Source organism: Candidatus Wallbacteria bacterium (genome assembly GCA_028687545.1).
Lineage (GTDB): Bacteria > Muiribacteriota > JAQTZZ01 > JAQTZZ01 > JAQTZZ01 > JAQTZZ01.
Map to the genome: position 1 here is coordinate 38,316 of JAQTZZ010000026.1, position 20,184 is coordinate 58,499.

7 protein-coding genes are annotated in these 20,184 nt (G+C 48.1%); 6 read left to right on the forward strand and 1 reads right to left on the reverse strand.

Features of this window, described 5'->3' with window-relative positions; genetic code table 11:
• Positions 1–84: 84 nt before the first annotated feature.
• Together PHW04_11625 and PHW04_11630 are read left to right on the forward strand one after the other, a co-directional pair.
• Positions 85–411 (forward strand): CBM20 domain-containing protein, encoded by a 327-nt coding sequence (locus PHW04_11625; GenBank protein MDD2716529.1) that lies wholly within the window; start codon positions 85–87, stop codon positions 409–411.
• Positions 412–429: 18 nt separating this feature from the next.
• Positions 430–2,340 carry an amylo-alpha-1,6-glucosidase gene (locus tag PHW04_11630; GenBank protein MDD2716530.1) on the forward strand — a complete coding sequence of 637 codons (1,911 nt, stop codon included), beginning with the start codon at positions 430–432 and terminating at the stop codon, positions 2,338–2,340.
• Positions 2,341–2,351: 11 nt separating this feature from the next.
• On the opposite strand, the gene PHW04_11635 is transcribed toward PHW04_11630, so the two are convergent.
• Entirely contained in the window at positions 2,352–2,762 is a 411-nt protein-coding gene (locus PHW04_11635) for a hypothetical protein (GenBank protein ID MDD2716531.1), read from the reverse strand.
• Positions 2,763–3,267: 505 nt separating this feature from the next.
• On the opposite strand from PHW04_11635, the gene PHW04_11640 reads away from it, so the two are divergent.
• From PHW04_11640 to PHW04_11655, 4 genes are all read left to right on the forward strand, one after another.
• Positions 3,268–3,942, forward strand: coding sequence for a hypothetical protein (locus tag PHW04_11640; protein ID MDD2716532.1), 675 nt, complete (start codon positions 3,268–3,270; stop codon positions 3,940–3,942).
• The gene (locus tag PHW04_11645) at positions 3,939–5,291 is read left to right on the forward strand and encodes a hypothetical protein (GenBank protein MDD2716533.1); all 1,353 of its coding nucleotides are present in this window, start codon (positions 3,939–3,941) and stop codon (positions 5,289–5,291) included. The genes PHW04_11640 and PHW04_11645 overlap by 4 nt, the downstream gene beginning before the upstream one ends.
• Positions 5,282–6,127 (forward strand): hypothetical protein, encoded by an 846-nt coding sequence (locus tag PHW04_11650; protein ID MDD2716534.1) that lies wholly within the window; start codon positions 5,282–5,284, stop codon positions 6,125–6,127. The genes PHW04_11645 and PHW04_11650 overlap by 10 nt, the downstream gene beginning before the upstream one ends.
• Positions 6,028–20,184: hypothetical protein (locus tag PHW04_11655; protein MDD2716535.1), on the forward strand; the 14,157-nt coding region annotated here is incomplete at its 3' end. The genes PHW04_11650 and PHW04_11655, both read left to right, overlap by 100 nt.

Below are 20,184 nucleotides of genomic sequence, written 5' to 3' on the forward strand. Positions count from 1 at the left end.
TCAGAAAAAAGGTGGTTTTTACAGAGTTAAAAAAATGGTTGACAATATCAGGTTCATATTTTAAATTATTATTCCGGAGGGAAAATGTTGTTTAAGGTCGTTTTCAGGGTACTGGTTCCGGCTGGAACAGATAAGCTCTATCTGACCGGCAGCCATCCCGCGCTTGGCAGCTGGAGCGCAGATGGAATCAGGCTCGAGTGCTGTTCTGACAATTTTACTGCTGCGATTGAATTACCTACTGGCGAATATGAATATAAATACACCCGCGGTTCCTGGGATACTGTGGAAAAGGGCAAAAGCGGGGAAGAGCTGAAAAACCGCAGGCTGATCGTTAAAACCGGAATGGTGAAAGATGATGATGTACTGGCTTTTGCAGACAATTTTTCACAGCCCGGAACCGTTCAGAAATAAGCCGGATTCAGAATTACCATGACTGTCCTTTCAGACTATTTAAAACGCGAATTCCTGGTTTCAAACGGAATCGGCGGATTCTGTTCTTCAACTGCATCAATGCTCAATCGAAGGCGTTATCACGGGCTTCTCTGCGCAGCCCTTAATCCGCCTGTTGAGCGCAGAATGTTCGTGACAGGGATCTCTGAAACAGTTTCCACGAAAAGCGGCGAATTTCTGCTCAGCTCTCTGAAAAATGTGAATGGTCTTTCTGAATCCGGTTTCAAAAACCTGATCTCATTCGATTTTCAGGGCTACCCTGTCTTCACTTTCAAAGCTGGAAACGCGCTGCTGGAAAAGCGGATTTTCATGCCAAGAGACCGTAATGCAACTGTTGTTTCATACCGCCAGCTCAGCGGGGATCCGATCAAGCTTCGCCTGATCCCCAGTTTCACTGACCGGGAGATTCATCAGAATTCACTGCCAGGATCTGTGAAACTCGATTTGTTGTCAGGATCAGACTGTGCCGCGACATTCATTACCAATCTGTCACATAAGATCCAGCTCCGGTTTTGCGGACCCGGGCTGATCGAACCATATGAAACAAGGATCTCCAATGTTTTCTACGACCTGGAGGACGAGCGGGGGCTGTTCGCATACGAAGAGCTCGTCACCTGCCTCAGGATCAATACCGAGTTATCCAAAGGCCAGGAATTTTATCTGATTTTGGGCGCAGAAGAGCCGATCGCTGATATTGATCCTTCAGCCAGCCTGCATGCCGAAGACTTGCGTCTGCAAAAACTTGTTCCAGAAGGGAGTGACAGGATTACAGGCAGCCTGAAACTCGCTGCCGATACTTTCATAGTGAAAAGGCGCAGCACCAAGTCCTATACTGTTCTCGCAGGCTACCCCTGGTTCACAGACTGGGGACGCGACACGATGATCGCCTTTGAAGGACTGCTGCTCGTGACAGGGAGATTTTCAGAAGCAGAAGGAGTGTTGCTGACTTTCATCGGGAATTTGAAAAACGGGCTGATCCCGAACGTGTTTGACGACAATTCGGGAAATCCCGGAGGCTACAATACGGCAGACGCCACTCTCTGGCTGTTCCACGCGCTCTACCGCTATTTCCAGTACACGCTCGACCAGAGCCTGGCTGCAGAATATTTTGACCTGCTTACTGGGATCATCAGAGCGCATGTCAAAGGCACTGATTACTGGATCAAGGTGGACGACAATGGACTGCTGGCAGCAGGCAACCCGGGAACTCAGCTGACCTGGATGGATGTAAAAGTCGAAGGCTGGACTGTCACTCCGCGCTGCGGAAAACCTGTGGAAATCAATGCTCTCTGGTACAATGCCCTGAAAATCATGGAATTCTTCGCTGAAATTCTGAACAGGAGATTTGAATATCAGTCGCTCTCAGTTAAGACCTTAAGCTCGTTCCAGGCTGATTTCTGGAATCCGGCGCTTAACTGTCTGTACGACGTGACAGGCGACAATTTCAGGGATGATTCGATCAGGCCGAATCAGCTCCTGGCCCTGTCCCTTCCATATCCGCTGCTGCCAGCAGACAAAGGACGCCTGATTTTGAACAGCGTAATTGAGAACCTGTATACTCCGTTCGGGCTCAGCACTCTGCCTCAGGCAGACCCGCGTTACATAGGAAAATACAGAGGAGAACGCTGGTCCAGGGATGGAGCATACCATCAGGGGACAGTCTGGCCCTGGCTGCTCGGACCTTTTTATGATTCTCTGAAGAAATTCGGGGATACGCAGGGAAAAATAAGCTCTATGCTTGAACCTGTGCGCGAGATGATCAGCGGGACCTGGTGCGGCACTGTGCCTGAAATCGCGGAAGGCGAATGGCCGCATGAATCCAGGGGCTGTTTTTCCCAGGCCTGGTCTGTGGCAGAGATTCTGAGGATAATTTCAAGTTACGGGAAATAAAAACAGAAGCTCTACTTTTTTTTCTTTAAAAAAATTGCGATGACCTGTTCCAGAACCTTCAGGAAGATCGGGACAAAGATAATCAAAAAAATTCCCAGCACGAAATACTGCCCGTATTTGCGCCAGAAAATACCGCGTTTGGCTTCGTCCCTCAGTTTTTCAGCAGCAGGGTAGGTCGGCTGTTCGGCCAGCACTTTATTGGCTGATTCGAGCGCTCCCTCAAAGTCCTTGTTCCTGATCATATCCCTGCCTGCCTGGATCGCCTCGCCCACCCAGTCCCTGGAGCGGTCCGGCACAACAGGAGCCGCGCCGATAGTCAGGCCTTCGAAAAGCTTTTCCGCTTCTTTCTGGTTGCCGACTTCCTCTGTGGCGTAGGCAGCATTCAGAAAGCAAATTATTACGAGACAGAATATCCTGATCATAACTGGCCGACCTTTCTGGAATTTGATTATTAATATTATACAAATTTCCGGTTTATTTCAAACAAGTTGCAAGATTCAATAAATTTAAAGAAAATTTCTGCGGAGGAGTTGCAATAGATGACAAGGACTTGCTTGGTAATAATTTAAATCCACACTGTGGCAGATTCATGTGAAACAGATATAAATTATTCTTTTCAGCATAAAACCCGAGTCAGAGTGGCTTTCAAAGCTGCGACAAGCTGAACAGTCATCTGATAATGATAATCACTCCACCTTTTTTTCCCCTTGAAATATTCTTTTCCAGGAAATACAATAGAAATCTGAAATATTGTGTTGGCCTTAAAACCGTTGTCTACTAATCAAATTGATCAAACTAACCAGGGCCTGCTGATTCAGAATTCTATAGATAGTGCAATGCAGGAGAGATAGAGGCTGAAATTCAGCCCGTATGTATGCAGAAACGCCGGAAACGACGGCGTAGGTTTAAGAAGGAGGGCGTTTAGCAGTGAGCCACAGGCGATCTCTGCGTTTGAAAAATTACGATTATTCCTCCAATGGTGCGTATTTTGTGACGATCTGTGTGAACGACAGATCGGATATTTTTGGCTGTATTGAAAACGTTAACGTGAATTTAAACGACGCGGGCCGGATGGTGAAAAAATGGTGTCGGAAATTACCGGAAAAATTCAATGAAATGACATGTGATGAATTTATCGTAATGCCCAATCATTTCCATGGAATTATTATCATCAACGGATCACCAATCGTAGGGGCGATTCCATGTAATCGCCCCGTATTATCGAATAATCACCCTGATCCCAACGGCATGATTCCCATGGGCGAAAACGGGGTTTCTGTTAAGGGCGAAAACATGGTTTCGCCCCTACGGGGGTTGGGTCGTTACATTTCTTGGTTTAAAAGGATGACAACGAACGAATATATCAGGGGTGTAAAATCCGAAAAATGGACCCCATTCGAACGTAAATTATGGCAGAGAAATTATTACGAACACGTCATCCGCGATGAAAACGAATTGAACCGTATCCGGAAATATATCGGCGATAACACGGCGCAATGGGATACGGATGACGAAAATCCATTACGATATTCGCGCCCGATCCCCGTAAGGGCGATTCACGAATCGTCCAATGTGAATATAAATTATCCGGAGGATAAATGAACAATCGCCTGAAAATCATCCTGATCGCAATTCTCGTGTCTCTGGGCCTGTATTTTCTGATCAGGCAAACATTTGCGTTGAAACAGGGAGGGCGGGGAAACCCCGCCCCTACGGTCGTACAAACCCCTGCGCAACCTGTTAATCAACCGCCAACACCGCCGACACAATTTGATCAGACGCAAGAGGCAAACCTTGCAGCCATCACAGGTGAGGTTGCTGATATCATAAATGGGAAAAAGCCTGTGAATCTGGACAACATTGATTGGACTAGGCCATATCTGGCGAAATACAAGGGAATAATCCCGGACAATCTTCTTTACTTGCTCAACAAACTGCTTCAGGCAGATGACGGAAGAGACGGAAAAGCACTGAATGCTTTGCTGGCTTCTATTTTGGGGTCAGTAGATAAGATCAAAGGTCCGCTTTCTGATATAGTCTCGGATGAAACCAACAGTGAGTATATGCGCATGTTGTGCATGGAAATGCTTGGTCAGGGGAAAATCGATAAAGCAGCGACCGAAATCGTAGCAAAACAAACTGAAAAGGGTGTTGCTGACAGACTCCGAAGTAACGCGATAACAGCATTCGGCATGGGTAACTTTAACCGGGAAACAAAAGCAAAAGTATTGAGAAAAATTGCGTATGACAAAACAGACCCTGAACGAAGTCAGGCCATGACTTTTCTGCGTGGCGATCCCAGTGAAAAAACTAACCGTGTTCTGCACGAAGTTTTGGCAGACAGCAATGAGACTCAAGACACAAGGATGGCTGCTGCATATGCTATATCAGGAAGCACAAAAGATACGGCAGAGTCGGCTCAGCTTTTGATGAATATGATCAATGATCCGAAAACAGCAGATGATGCCCGCAATGTAGCGATTAAATCCCTGGATTGCCTTGACAGGCAGAAGGCTGAGGAAGTGATTGTAATGATTCTGAGCGACGTGGAGCGTAAGATCTGGCCTGGAGTAGCCACCAGACAAGCTGCTGCGCTTATCGCGGATGATCATAAAAACGAAAAGGTGGCAAACCTGCTGCTTGACAGGTTGTTTGATCGTAAAGAAGACCCCATCACCAGAAATGCATGTGCACTTTCTTTAAAGAGGCATGGTACGAATGAAGTAGCGTTCCAGAGAATTTTAAGTGAGTTTCCAAATCAGGATGTCGATGGAATTGGCTGTATTGTTGAGTATTACTTTGTTGGCTATAACGACCAGAGAGCTTTGCCTGTCTTGAGAAAATGGCTTGAAGATCATCCAAAGGATTGGAGTGGAGTTAGTAAACGAGTTAACAACGGCATTCGGCTTCTTGAAAAAAAGGAAGGGAGATGGAGATGGGAATGGAAATGAAAAAGATGGCAGCTCTTTGTTTTCTTCTTTTGACTTGCTGCTGCTTTGCAGCACAGCCAGTTGATCCCGGTGAAATCGGTGATGTTATCTTCAGGGATGGGGCTGCCGGCTCTTTTGGCCCGATTGATTATTTTACCAGCGTTTATCCAGTTTCAAGCCAAGGTATCGGGCACAACGGCATTTTCACTGGATATTATAAAGAAGCAAGAGAATGCAATGAGCGCGAGGAAGGGACAATCGCGGAATCAATGGATGGAAGGGGCTTCAGAGCTGTTGGCTTTTCCACACTGAAATCATTTAAAAATACTCCTCCGTTACTGGGCGGTTTTCAATCCTGTGATTTTAGAGGCGCAAAAGGGCGTGAAGGATTAACATTCGATGTAAGAAAAGTAATCAGCACTTATGTGAGAACAAAAGCTATCAATAAACCTACATATTACTCGGTCTTGCGGGATTTTTCATACTGGTATCTTGCACCGCCTGTGCATTTTTATAATGCCTTTGAAAATGACGAAAATGGAAATCCGATCGGAAGGTATCAGGATGATGGCACAGATGACTGGGAGCTTCCATTTGGTGATGGAAGTTACAGGTATGATTTGGTGGAAGTGACTGAAGAGCGCATAGACAAATTAGGTAACCCATACCCTTATACCCGTTGGGCTCTTCGCTATGTCGAGGAATATGACACTGCCGGTAAATGCCTGAATGTTTTCCCTGCCCTTGGCTTGTTCAGATGGCATATCTCAAAGCAGGGGAATTACTTGATGCTAATCCAGGCTCTATATGGGGTAAGCTGCATCCTGTCGAGCATTGGGGTGAAAGTGGGTTGGTAGAATCCAAGTCAATTGCCCCGATCCTGGCTGATGAAAATTCTCGCTTTATTATTTCCCCTCCGCAGGACCTCGCGGCAAGCGAGAAAAACAATGATGAATACACAGGAGTATATACACCTGGAGAACCAATAACCTTCAAAGTGGAAGCCACAGATCTCAACTCAGGTGTACATAGTGTCAGTTTTTCAATAAAGGAAATCTCGGAAAACAGAGTGATTCAGAACAAAGTTGTTTTTTCTGAGCCTTTTGAATATACCCGCACATTTTATTCCACTGAAAAAATGCTGATTACTGCCTGGATTTATGACAATGCAGGAAATCGGGCAGAAGAAAGTATGTATCTTGTGCCTGATCTGCGTAAACTTTCCGTCGGCTTCAAACCAGACGAACTTCAGGACGGCACAGCCCCTGACGGGAGATGGAAATACCGGAATATCCCTGATGATCCGAACACCCCTCCTGGGACATGGAGTTCTGATCTATCTGCTGGAGTAGCCGAACTTGTTCCAGGCAAGTATGAACTGCAGGCCAAAAATCTCAGTTCCTCAGGCTGGGATTTTGACAACCCACCTGGCGGGAATAAGGTTGTGGAGCTTACTTCAGACACAGATTTCACCTTTATTTACAAACCAGCATACAAAAAACTCACATTCAACATCAATCCAGATACTCCTGAGGTACGCGACAATGCCAGATGGTCAGTCTATCTCAAAGGTTCCTACAAACACGGAGATAGCGTATCTCTCCAGGCAAATGAATCCTATTACATCAGTTTTTCTGATGTGACTGGGTGGATCAGGCCATCAGATCAAATAGTAAATCTCACGGCTAATCAGACCCTCACAGCCTTATACTGGAAAGACCCTGATTACAAGCCTCCGGTAGATCTGCCACCTACTACCTTGAAAGTGACCATTCTTCCTGATCAAATCTCCATGATGACAGGCTGGAAATCCTCGGCAGACACCACGGATGGCTGGCATTCAAGCGGAGACAGTGTTACAGTTTCCCCGCCCAGGACGATCAGTGTCTATTTCAAACCTGTGGAATATTGGAATGCGCCTCAGACCATGAATCTGGACATGAAGATATCACGGGAAATTACTGTATCCTATACACCCTTCAGGAATACTCTGAGCGCATTGATACTCCCACCTTATTTTTCCGACTGGATCGTCAAACACGGTGGTAAATGGTGCGTCACTACTGCAAATTACAATTCGGGCTGGATCGATTTTGACCAATTAGTCTCCCTCAATGCCGGTGAAGAATATTCGGTTACGTTTAATGATGTAGAAAAACTCATGAAACCCCAAGGAGTGTCTGGTGTGATGCAGGCATATCCCACTTATGCCTATGCCCCGTACACGCCGGATTTGTGTTGGCAGCATACACAAACATTTAATGGATTTGTTACAGTTGCCGGGAAATATTTAGTGGCTGACAGCGGTAACTTTGAAATTACTGAAAATGGACTAAGCCCTCACAATGATCCTTTACCTGAGATTTACACTAAGTCCACAGGCCTGTTGACAGGCTGGCTCGGTCATGAATGCGGCCGCAGGGAAAATAAAGCTTATCTGTGGATCCCTGATAAGATAAAAGCCCATAGGGAAGGTTCGGGAATGGTCTATAGCATTCCCTTCACTACAGATTGCGAGACTATTGGGTTGGAGGATTTTTATCTACCCTGGGCATCTTCGATTGACTCATTTTCCATTGGTGAGAACTACGCTTGTTTTAACATCGGATCAGTTGATTGGTATATCGAGCCTTTCTGGGGAAAAGTCACCAATGATTGCTTAACAGATCCTAATGCTCTTTTAGGTGCTTCAGGGTTAAATACAGCTCTGATATTTAATGGTGAATTTAATTTAGTTGGAAACAGATTCTTCTATCATGGTATACCTGGGGATGCAGAATCACCTCCTACCAGGGTGGCTTCAGGTAATGTCGAATTAGTGCAGACCCCTTTCCCCTACGATAGCGTGAGTATTTTTGAATCTGCAGGTAAAGTTCTTGCACTCAAAACCAATTGGAGTATGCGCACAACTGATCTTTACACTCTTGGACCAGGTAGTCCTAGCTTTTCGGTAGGAGGCGGTGATAATTTTTCCGCAGCGCATGGAAAATGGAGACTTTACCATGAAGGATGCTGGCGTAATCCGGGTTCATATCCCATCCCTTACGGCTGCAATTTCGATCTGGAATACAAAGTTGATCCAGGATATGATGTCAGCGGACCACTCAGTTTTTATACAGACGGCATACACAGCTCAGTTGTTGTATCTGCAAAGCAGCAACGCCTGCTATTGATCAATATCAATCCGTCAACAGCCAAATTTCGTTTCAGTTCCGATCCACCTTACACATGGAGAGACTCAGGCTCCTACCCCTTACCAGGAGACTCGTCTCCAGCGACTCAGTATGTCACTTTGTATTTTCAAGACATGTCCGGCTGGGAAACACCTTCTCCGTATTCCTTCATTCCATTCGGCACGAATGAAATCAACATCAACATCGCTTACAAACCCAAACGTACCCTGACGGTAAAATTGCACCCGGACGATGCGATACTTTATGGAGCTAAATGGAGAGTGAGCGGATATACCGGCTGGATGTCCAGCGGCGATACGGTTGATCTGAAAGACGGTTTGAATGTGTATGTGGAATATTACGTGTTATCCAGTAGTAATGGCTGGATCAATCCAACTCCGCTCTCAGAGAAACTATTGATGACTGAAAATAAAGTGATTGACCGCTCATACAGCATAGTGAAGAGAAAGCTGGAAGTCATACTCGGTCCTGATGATTATGCAACCAGTCAGGGACGCTGGCGAATCAAGGGGGATCAGGACTGGCAGCAAAGCGGAGCGACTTGCGAATTGCGGATGAATTCTCTAAATTGGATAGAATTCTTGGAGATCACGGGTAGAACTACTCCTTCGACAATTCCCTGCCTGATGGATAAGGACAGAACTTTGTCCGCATATTACACCGGTTATCATAAACTACAGGTGGCTCTATTGCCCCAGGATGCAGTCGCAGCAGGTGCAAAATGGCGATTTGCCGATGGATTCTGGCATGGAACAAGCGAGACCTTTGATCTAGTCGAAGGTGAAACCTATGAAATAAAGTTCTGCCCTGCATCCGGTGATTTTGCAACGCCTGATCCTGTCATCGGTACAATGGAAGCCCAGGATCAGACTGTCACAGCAGAGTACACCCATACCGGATCATACGGATATCAGGTTATGATTGAAGCCACCCCTGAAGATGCAGTCTTGTCAGGAGCAGGCTGGCGTCTGGCCCAGGAAGAAGACTGGCATTTCAGCGGAACTGGAGTCAGATTGCCGGCAGGCGGCACCTATGAAATATTGTTCAGGCCTGTTTTCGGCTATCACGCACCAGCATCTGTTTTCGGTACGATCGAGTCGTCGGACCTGTCGATCAGACCGGAGTATACTCCTGCGTATGGCATTTTATCAGTCAATACAGCACCGGACATTGTAAATTCAGCCGAAGCAGCCTGGAGACTTTCCGGAGAAGTGGCCTGGCGGCAGTCGGAGAGCACGGTCGAAATGAGGATCGGCACGGATTACATCATTGATTTCAAGCCAGTGGAAGGCTGGACTTCCCCAAAACCGATCACAAACATGTTCTGGTCGGAAAATGCCGTGGAATACGGTAATTATAGCCTGATCGGTTCGACCCTGTGCGTTCGGATCGTGCCTGAGCGGATCAGAGCATATACATCATGGAGATTATCTGGTGGCCAGACCTGGCTATATAGCGGATCAACCGTAATCGTGCCAACCGGTGGCACTTATGAACTCGAATTTTCGGATTATCAGGGCTATGACAAGCCGACCGGGATTACAGGAAGGAAAAGTTCCTGGTCAGAAACCCTGACTGCAGAGTACCAGCCTGAACATGGTTCCTGGACCCTGGCAGCTGATACAGTTGAATTTCCTCAGAGAAGCGATTTCGTGGCTTTACCTTACTCAGCCGAGATCCTGGTGATTTCTGGCAGGCAGGGTACACAGGAACTCTCGGATATCTGGAGCTCAACAGACGGCATTGCCTGGACTTGCGATACAGAATCTGCGGCTTTCGGTGGCCGTTCCCTGCACGCCTGTGCAGAACATAACGGAATCCTATGGTTGGTCGGTGGCTGGAACGGCAGCGTGGAATTGGGAGACATCTGGACAAGCACTGACGGTGCTGATTGGACGCTCGTCACAGGTCAGGCAGCTTTCGGTACAAGAAGAAATACACATCTCGTAGAACATGATGGGGCTTTATGGTGTTTTGGCGGCAGGCGGGATTCGCTGGAATTATCGGATGTCTGGAGATCCGATAACGGCGGCGATTGGACGCTGGTGACCGCTGAAACCGGTGTTTCTTTTGCGTCCAGTACATCGATCATCTCATATCGCGGTGGTTTTTATCTGATCAGCAGCGGACAGACCGGCTGCTGGTCCAGCCCTGATGGAGAACACTGGTCTCAGACTTCGATATCCGAAGGATTTGGCGACAGATACGGCGCTGCAGCGGTTGCATACAACAACCTGATCTGGCTGGCTGGCGGACTGAAATATGAATCAAGCGGGTCTATGATATCAGACGATGCCTGGCATTCTGCAGACTGTTCAACCTGGGTTGAAGATACTGACAAGGCCGGTTTCGGTCTGCGCTATGGGCATGCTCTTGTTTCTTTTCAGGATAAAATCTGGCTGCTGGGTGGCAGCGACTATACAGGCACAAAAAATGACCTCTGGTACTTTGAAGCAACTAAGGAAGTGCTGACAGTGGGGTTGCATCCCGCAAATGCAATCACTGCAGGAGCATCCTGGCGTGTTGACGGAGGAGAATGGATAACTGACGGCGGCACACTTGAAGTACCGGCGAGTAAGCTCTTCACACTTGAGTGCAAAGTCACCCCTTCCTGGACTGCTCCTACACAGCAATCTCTGGTCATGCCATCCGCCAATCTGACGATTGACGCCACCTATGAAAGTTCCCTGCGACCTTTGACAGTGCTGATTTCGCCTGAGCAGGCTGTCACAGACGGCATGAAATGGAAGTTATCAGGAGAGACTGACTGGCAAAACAGTGGCAGTTTTACAATGCTGGATAAAGGCAGCCCATGCACAGTGGAATGCAACGGACAGATTTCAGGATGGAACACACCTGAACCAGTTTCCCTTGTTGTTGAAGAATCAGGTTCTACTGTCAGCGTGACCTGCACGCCTTTTTATCGTAACCTCACTGTAAACATCGGACCTGAAGAGGCAATCCAAAACGGAGCCGCCTGGCGGAGTTCAGGCACACAGGATTGGAAATCTTCCGGCTTCAGCATTGAAGTACAGGCAGGCAAACCATACAATCTGGAATTCAGCGCTGCCTCCAGATACTTGACTCCATCCGATTTATCAAGCCTGATGCCTGATTATGATAATACTATATCAGTAAACTATCCTGAACAAACCTGCAGCTTGACCGTGACTCTGGCACCGTTAAAGGCACTACAACTGGGAGCTGGCTGGAAACTGGCAGAAGAAAACGAGTGGAGAAATTCCGGCACTTCTGTAGCAATTCAAATTGGAGATACCTATTCAGTAGAGTTCAGCGATCTTTTGGATTTGATCAAACCAGTATCTATGTCAGGTATGATCACTTCCTCTGTTATAATCGAGCCAATCTACACGGAAAATTTCTGGGATGTAGCTTCAGCTATGGCTGAGTTCCAACCACGGTATGGTGCTGCAGCGGTTGTGTTGTCATCTGAAATTCTGCTGACTGGAGGAAACAACGGTATTTCAACTAACAAAGATGTCTGGCGCTCACAGACCGGTGCTACCTGGGAAATTCTCACTGCTGAAGCTGCTTTCGGCAATCGTTTCCTGCATTCCATGCTGGAAAAAAGCGGCGAAGTCTGGCTGCTTTGCGGTACCAGCGGTTCAAGCATTTACGGAGACATCTGGCATTCGAGCGATGGAACTGACTGGCAATGCGCAGCCTCGAGCGCTGCTTTCGGCCCAAGATACGGTCAGGCAGCTGCTGTTTTTTCAGGCAAACTCTGGGTTATCAGCGGACAAGGCATAACAGGGTTGAAATCAGACGTCTGGTATTCTGAAAACGGTACTGACTGGAGCCTGGCCGGCGACGCTCCTGGTTTCTCAGCCCGCTATGGTGCTGCTGCTACGGTTTATGACGGCAAGCTCTGGCTGATCGGTGGTCATGACGGCACTCAACCATTATCTGATGTCTGGTCAACTGATGACGGCATCAATTGGACAATGATCTCTGCGTCTGCAATCCCTGCCCGTTATTATCATCAAGCCATTGGATACGGAGGTAGTCTGTGGATGGTCGGCGGATTCCTTGCTAATAATAATACAGGCCTGGAAAGCGACTTCTATTCCACCACCAATGGTGTGGATTGGACTGTTCATCATGACAACGAAGGCTTTGCTGCCAGGGCATTGCCCTGCCTGTTTGAAAAATCGGCCAGGCTGTGGCTATGTTCAGGCGCAGGACCGGCCGGGCCGGTTGCGGACGCATTGTATTCTGCTGACACCATCGGCTATCAATGCCTGACAGTGGAAATCACTCCTCAGGCGGCATTGGATGCAGGGGCAGGCTGGAAACTTGCATCGGATTCAGTCTGGCGGCAGTCTGGCACATCTGCCAGGGTTCCTGAAAATTCAAGCTATGAAATTACGTTCAGGATTCTTCCGCATTGGGCGACGCCTGAACCTGTCAGTGGTAATATCGGAACAGCGGAAGCAAGTTTCTCTCGTTCATACATTCAGAGCATGAGGGATCTGACCGTTTTTATCGAACCAACTGCTGCTTTGAATGACGGGGCAGTCTGGAAATTTGCAGGGGAAAGCGAAGGCCGGGCATCTGGTTCATCCGTCACTTTGCCTGAAGGCAGCAGATGTACCATAGAAACCACTGATCTGAACGGCTGGGTCACCCCGCAAGACAAAGTAATCGACCTTGAGCAGGATACGAGTGAAACATTCACCTACCAGGTGCAGAAATACCATCTATCAGTTTCATTATCGCCCAATGCTGCAGTCAGCGAAGGCGCAGGCTGGAGATATTCCGGTGAGTCCAATTGGAGGCAAGCCGGAACAGTGGAAATCGAACGTGGAACTGCTTTTGGCATAGAGTATCGGGAAATTCCTGGCTGGTTCGCTCCATCCTCAACTGGGGAAACGGTCGGATACGAAGATATTCAGATAAACCAAGAGTATAAGTTGAGGAATTATCCTGTTTGTATAACGATTGAGCCTTTCTGGGCATGTGAAGCAGGGGCTTTATGGAGAATGGCAGGGGAATCCGGCTGGCATGCAAGTTCTGATGCAGTGAATCTACCGCATGACACTAATTATACAATCGAGTTTTCAACTGTCGAAGGCTGGGTCAAACCTGATGCATTCAATGGTAATATCGGCACTGCTGATCTCAATCTTTCATCACAATACAAACCGGTAAAATACAGACTGTCTGTTCAGATTGGCCCTGATCTTGCCGTATCTGAAACTGCCGGGTGGAGACTGGTAGGTGAAGAAAGATGGCGGGGATCTGGAGACTCGCTGGAAATCGAGAATCATTCACACTATCAGGTCGAATTCAAGGACTTGCAAGGATGGGCGAACCATGGCTGGCAGGTTGGTGATGTTGTAAACGGTAATGTGTCGCTCAGCGAGGAATATGATCCTGTCGAATATGAACTTTCCATGGCAATCGAACCGGAAAATGCGAGGAATGCAGGAGCAAAATGGAGGATGCTGCCAGACGGTGACTGGCTGGATAGCCAGGTCAGCCTGACCGTAACCCATGGAACTCAATTCTCGGTTGAATTCACAAGCTTGAGCGGATGGATTAGTCCTCAAGCCATTGAAGGGATAATGCCTGCAGAAAACACAGTGAAGGACATTGAGTATTCTTCGATCATGCATAAACTTTCTGCGGTGATACTGCCTGCTGAAGCCGCCGGGAGCGGGGCAGCCTGGGCGTTAGCTTCAGACATGATCCAGAAAAACAGCGGTGATTCAGTGGAGATCCAGGAGTGTGATAATTACCAGGTGGTATTTAACGATATATATGGCTGGACTACACCATCTTCAGTAACCGGCGAAGTCGGAACTTCTGACCTGACTATATCAGTGGAATACCTCCCGATAAACCAGAAATTGAGTGTTCTGATCCAACCACAATCAGCCGCTGACAATGGAGGGACCTGGAAAATCAACGGCAGCGACGTATGGAACTTGAACGGCGACAGCGTTGAGATCAGGCGTGGTGTAACTTATGAAATCTTGTTTAGTGATGCGACTGGCTTTTCAACTCCAATGCCGATCTCAGGATTGATCGGCGAGGATGATTTTGAGCAGACTGCTTTCTACACTGAACTCATGCACACCTGCTGCGTTGTGTTAGGGCCTGAGGAAGCGCTGGCAAGAGGTGGCCAATGGATGCTGGCAGGAGAACAATCATGGCACCAGAGCGGCGAACAAGTCGTTTTACAGGAAGGACTCAGCTATCCGGTTTGGCTCAAACCTGTGCCTGGCTGGTGCGGGCCATCTGATGCTGTGATAGAAACTGTAACTGACGGTACTATTGAGCTTTCTTACGTCCCGAGATATCAAAAAATTGGCATCCAATTTCCACCAGAAACTATGGCAGCAGGTGCTGCCTGGAAACTGGCAGGTGAAACTGACTGGCGTCAAAGCGGGGATTCCGTTGAACTGCAGTCTGGCACTTCTTTTGAAGTAACATTCAAGGATGTTGAAAAAATGAACAAACCGGAAAACATCCTGAGAGTCGTAGGAGCCAGCGACGAAGTATTTTTTGTTAATTACACCTGGAAATACTGGTTCCAGGCATCGGATGGCGGTTATCCGGCAAGATACGATCAGGCTACAGTCTATTTCAAGGATAAGCTGTACCTGCTCGGCGGCTACGATTCACAGAAAACTTATGCCGATGTCTGGGTGACTGTCGACGGAATCAACTGGGAGAGAATTACGGAAAATGCAGGTTTTGCACCCAGGTATGGTTTCGGATGTGGAGTGATAGGCGACAAGATATATGTATTCGGCGGAGCTGATCAGAACAATATATTTTCAGATGTGTGGTCGAGCGAAGATGGAGTTGAGTGGACCCAGGTCACGATGAATGCTTCATTTGGTCACAGATATGTTTGCGGGACAGCGGTATATGGCGGTAAGCTGTGGATGGCCGGAGGGTTTGACGGTACTGCATTCAAGAACGATGTCTGGTCTACTACTGACGGACTGGACTGGACTCAGGCTGTTGATCCAGCTCCTTTCACTCCACGAGCAGGGCTTGCATTGACTGCTACACCGACAGGGCTGATTTTGACCGGCGGATATGATGGTGTGAATCTTTTTTCTGATGTCTGGTACACCCCTGACGGTTCTACCTGGTCGAATCTTGCTCAAACAACAGATTTTGGTCCCAGAGCATTCCATAGTTGCGTGTTTTACAATGGAATGTTATGGATTGCGGGCGGATTTGTAAGCCCGACCAGGGACCAGCTTGATCCTGATTTCTATTTCAGCGATAACTGCATAAACTGGACAAGAGTAATGGACAACGGTGCGGTCAGCGCGAGAGCGCTGCAATCAGCTGCCATGTTCCACGATACTGTCTGGCTTTTCGGTGGGATAAGCAAGAACGGATTGCTGTCCGATGCCTGGTATGCGGTGAAACCTTGCTCCCTGAAAACTCTCAAAGTCAATCTGCATCCTGAAATCGTTTCCGCAGACGCAGGCTGGAAAATGGCAGGGAATGAGCACTGGAAAACTTCAGGCTCAAGTATTTTCGTTCTAGCAGGTGATACATATGAATTGATCTTTAAGGATGTTGCGGGATGGGTTACGCCCTCTCCTGTATCAGGAGTAATCGATACCGAAGAAACTGATCTGGACGTAACTTATCAATCTTCTGAAACGAGATATACTTTATCCGTCGGCCTCTATCCTGCAGGGGCAGTGGATTCAGGAGCAAAATGGAAATTGTATGGGGAAAGCGTATGGAGAGATTCCCAGAGTTCCATGGAATTGTCGGAACACCAGATTTATAGACTGCAATTTTCTAATGCTGCCGGGTTCCGTGCGCCCTCAATGATCACGGGAACCATGAACGGAAATACCTTGATTTCTGCAAACTACTGTCAGGCGCGCAGGATCGGTGTGTCGATTCTTCCGAATGATGCAGTCATGAGAGGGGCTCAGTGGAAACTGTCCGGAGATAATAGCTGGAACTACCCAAGTAATGCAGCTTACCTGTATGAGGGAGATAATTACTCCATCAACCTCAAGATCCTGGATAATTATTATCAGCCTGACACTCTCTCAGGGACCATGCCGCAGAATGACTTGACACTGGAAGTCACATATACATGGAAAAATTGGACAAAGCTCAATCAGGCAGGGATTGATCCGGTCAGGTTTGGTTCAGCCATGGCAGTATTCAACGGAAAATGCTGGCTGACAGGCGGATCTGATGGAACAAATGAGCTAAATGATGTGTGGAGTTCTGATAATGGCTCAACTTGGGAGAAATCATTGGAAACCATCCCGGGTCCATGCAGGTATGGACACACCATTACAAGTTGGAACAACGGCCTTTGGTTGATCGGAGGCAAATCAGGTCAGAATTATTTGTCCGATGTGTTGAGCTCATCAGATGGACAAACCTGGACAACTGAAGTCTCATCAACCCCGTTTGGGCCACGATTTGGGCATTCATGCTTTACATTAGGCGGCAAACTCTGGATCATCGGCGGACGAGACGGCACAACGCTTCATGGAGATATCTGGAGCTCAGCCAATGGTACGGAATGGACGCTTGAAGCGCAGACCGCTCCATTTGGAGCAAGGTATGGTCAATGCGTGATTGCCGATGCAGATGGAGCTTATTTGATTGGCGGAAATGACGGAGTGAACTTGCTTGATGATGTGTGGCATACAATTGATGGAATCAATTGGGAGCTTCTCACCCAGACCGCAGGCTTCGGGAGGAGGATGTTCCTGTCCGGCGTTAAAGTAGGGAATACCTTTATCATTGCTGGCGGTACTCTGGACATGGCGATGACTAGTTATGACCTAAATTACTACAAGAGCACAGATGGAATTGTTTGGCAACAAGTAACGGATAAATCCGGATGTTGCGAGAGAACCATGGCAGGTGCAGTAGCATTCAACGGGACTATGCTGCTGACTGCCGGAATGGGACCTCACTCTGCATTTGGCGACACTTGGGCGGAATCATCCAGAAGAATTTACCATGGCGTTTCTGTCACTCTGCAACCCGAAGCAGAGATTTCCGCCATAGCTGGGTGGCGGTTTGTCGGAACCCAGGATTGGTCTGATTCCTGTACGCGATTTATTGAAGAAGGCACCACCTTTGAAATCGAATTCAAGCAAATCCAGGGCTGGCTGACACCGGACAATGTTACAGGTATTATTGGAACCCAGGAAATAGTAATAGATCAGGAATATCTGCCTGCTCAACACAACCTGACTGTCAACATTAGTCCTGCTGCGGTCAATTCCGCAGGCGCAGCCTGGAAACTCCTGGGCGAAGCTGATTGGAGATCCAGTGGCAGTTACATCGAGTTACAAGAGGGAACCTCATACGAGATAATTTTCAGGGACATTATAGGATACGAACCACCTGCAAATATTACCGGCACAGTGAGCACAAACGACAAGTCTGAAACAGGAACTTATTCAGCACCTGCCTGGAGCAGGCAGACTGCAAGTGCTGCCTTTGGCGGACGCTATGGGCATGGAAGCGCTGTATTGAACGGAAAATTGTTCGTAATCGGTGGCTATGACGGAACATACAGGCGCGATATCTGGAGTACCGTTGACGGCATTACCTGGACCAAGGAATGCGACGCACCTTTTGCAGCTAGGTATTCTTTCGGCTGCACAGTGCATGACGGCAAGATCTGGATTGCAGGTGGAGGTGCAAGCACTGGAATCAAGTCCGATGTCTGGCAGAGCTCAGACGGGAAAAACTGGACGCAAGTGACTGCTGACGGAGGATTTGGAGCAAGGAACGCGGCAGGGCTGGAGTCGTTTGAGGGTAAACTATGGCTGATCGGCGGGAACATTGCCGGCGGCAGTAAAAACGATGTCTGGAGCAGTTACAATGGCATTACCTGGACCAAAGAATGTGACGCTCCGTTCACAAGCCGTTATTGTTTAGGCACTGCAGTGTATGTTAATAAAATCTGGGTGGTAGGCGGATACACTACTACCAACAATACCTATTTACGGGATGTCTGGAACAGCGCAGACGGAAAGAACTGGACCCAGGTAACTAACCAGGGCCCGTTCAGCGCAAGATTTGGGACCTGCGCGGCGTATGACGGCAGATTGTGGCTCTCCTGCGGGAAAACGACAGGTGGAGGAACAGTTGCCGATGTATGGTATACAAAGGATGGGGTCAGCTGGACCCAGGCTGTGTCCACTGGACTCACCTCGCGATATTGCCATTCTATGACTGCTTTCAATGGCTCATTGTGGATCATTGCCGGATCAACCGGATCTGCTCCTTACCTAAACGACACCTGGAATTATTATGAAGCGCCTGTTTACGGACAATTGTCAGTGCAACTGAGTCCAGCCGAAGCTGTGACTACCGGAGCAGGGTGGAAGCTGGTTGGAGAAACTGGTTGGCGTGATTCCGGAACTAATGCACAGGTGCAGGAAGGCGATGGCTATATGCTGGAATTCAGGCAGACCGGAGGGTACTGCACGCCAGGTATGCTGAAAGGTGTAATGCCGATAGACGGCACTACCGAAAATGTGATGTATGCTGAATACAATCAGAACCTGAGCCATAACCTGACAGTAACAATTTCACCTCCAGGTGCGGTTTTTTCAGGAGCAGGGTGGAGATTATCAGGAGAAAACCTGTGGAGGAACAGTGGGACAAGTGTCAGCCTGAGCGAAGGCAGTACCTGTACTGTGGAATATCGTGATGTGATCGGCTATAGCCAGCCTGAATCCGTGCATGGAACCATGGAGGCTGGAGATATATCTGTACCCTGCATCTATCAGGCTGTCCCGTGGACCCAGGGACAGACAGCAGGATTCGGCGGACGCTACGGTCATGGGAACATTGTCCTGAACGGGAAAATGTTCGTGATCGGAGGCTACGACGGTACCTACAGACACGATGTCTGGAGCACAATTGATGGTTTGACCTGGACCAAGGAATGCGACGCTCCTTTCAGTTCCAGATACCTATTCGGCTGCACAGTGCATGACGGCAAAATCTGGATTGCAGGCGGAAATGCCAGCACTGTCCTCAAGTCAGATGTCTGGCAGAGCGTAGACGGCAAGAATTGGACTCAAGTGACTGCTGATGGAGGTTTTACAGCAAGAAGCGCAGCAAGCCTGTTGTCATTTGACTGCAAACTCTGGTTGATTGGCGGATGCATAACCGGAGGTGCCGGCAGAAATGATGTCTGGAGCAGTGTAGATGGAATTACCTGGACCAAAGAATGTGACGCTCCTTTCACCAGCCGCTTCTGCCACGGCACAGAAGTGTATGCCAATAAAATCTGGGTGATTGGAGGATATACAACAACCAATAACACTTATTTGAAAGACGTCTGGAACAGTTCTGACGGAAAGAACTGGACACAGGTGAGTAGCCAGAACCCATTCAGTGTCAGGTACGGGACCTGTGCTGCGTATAATGGAAGGCTCTGGCTCTCCTGCGGGAAGACCACTGGAGATGTAACAGTTGCAGACATCTGGTACACTAAGGATGGAGTGAACTGGACCCAGGCTTCTTCAGCAGGCCTTTCTCCAAGATACTGCCATTCCATGACAGCATTCAACGGATCTCTCTGGATCATTGCCGGATCTACCGGAACCACGCCATACTTGAACGACACCTGGAGTTATTACGAAGCTCCTGTTTACGGGCAGTTAACAGTGCAATTGAATCCTGCTGATGCAGTGGCTTCTGGCGCAGGATGGAGGCTGACG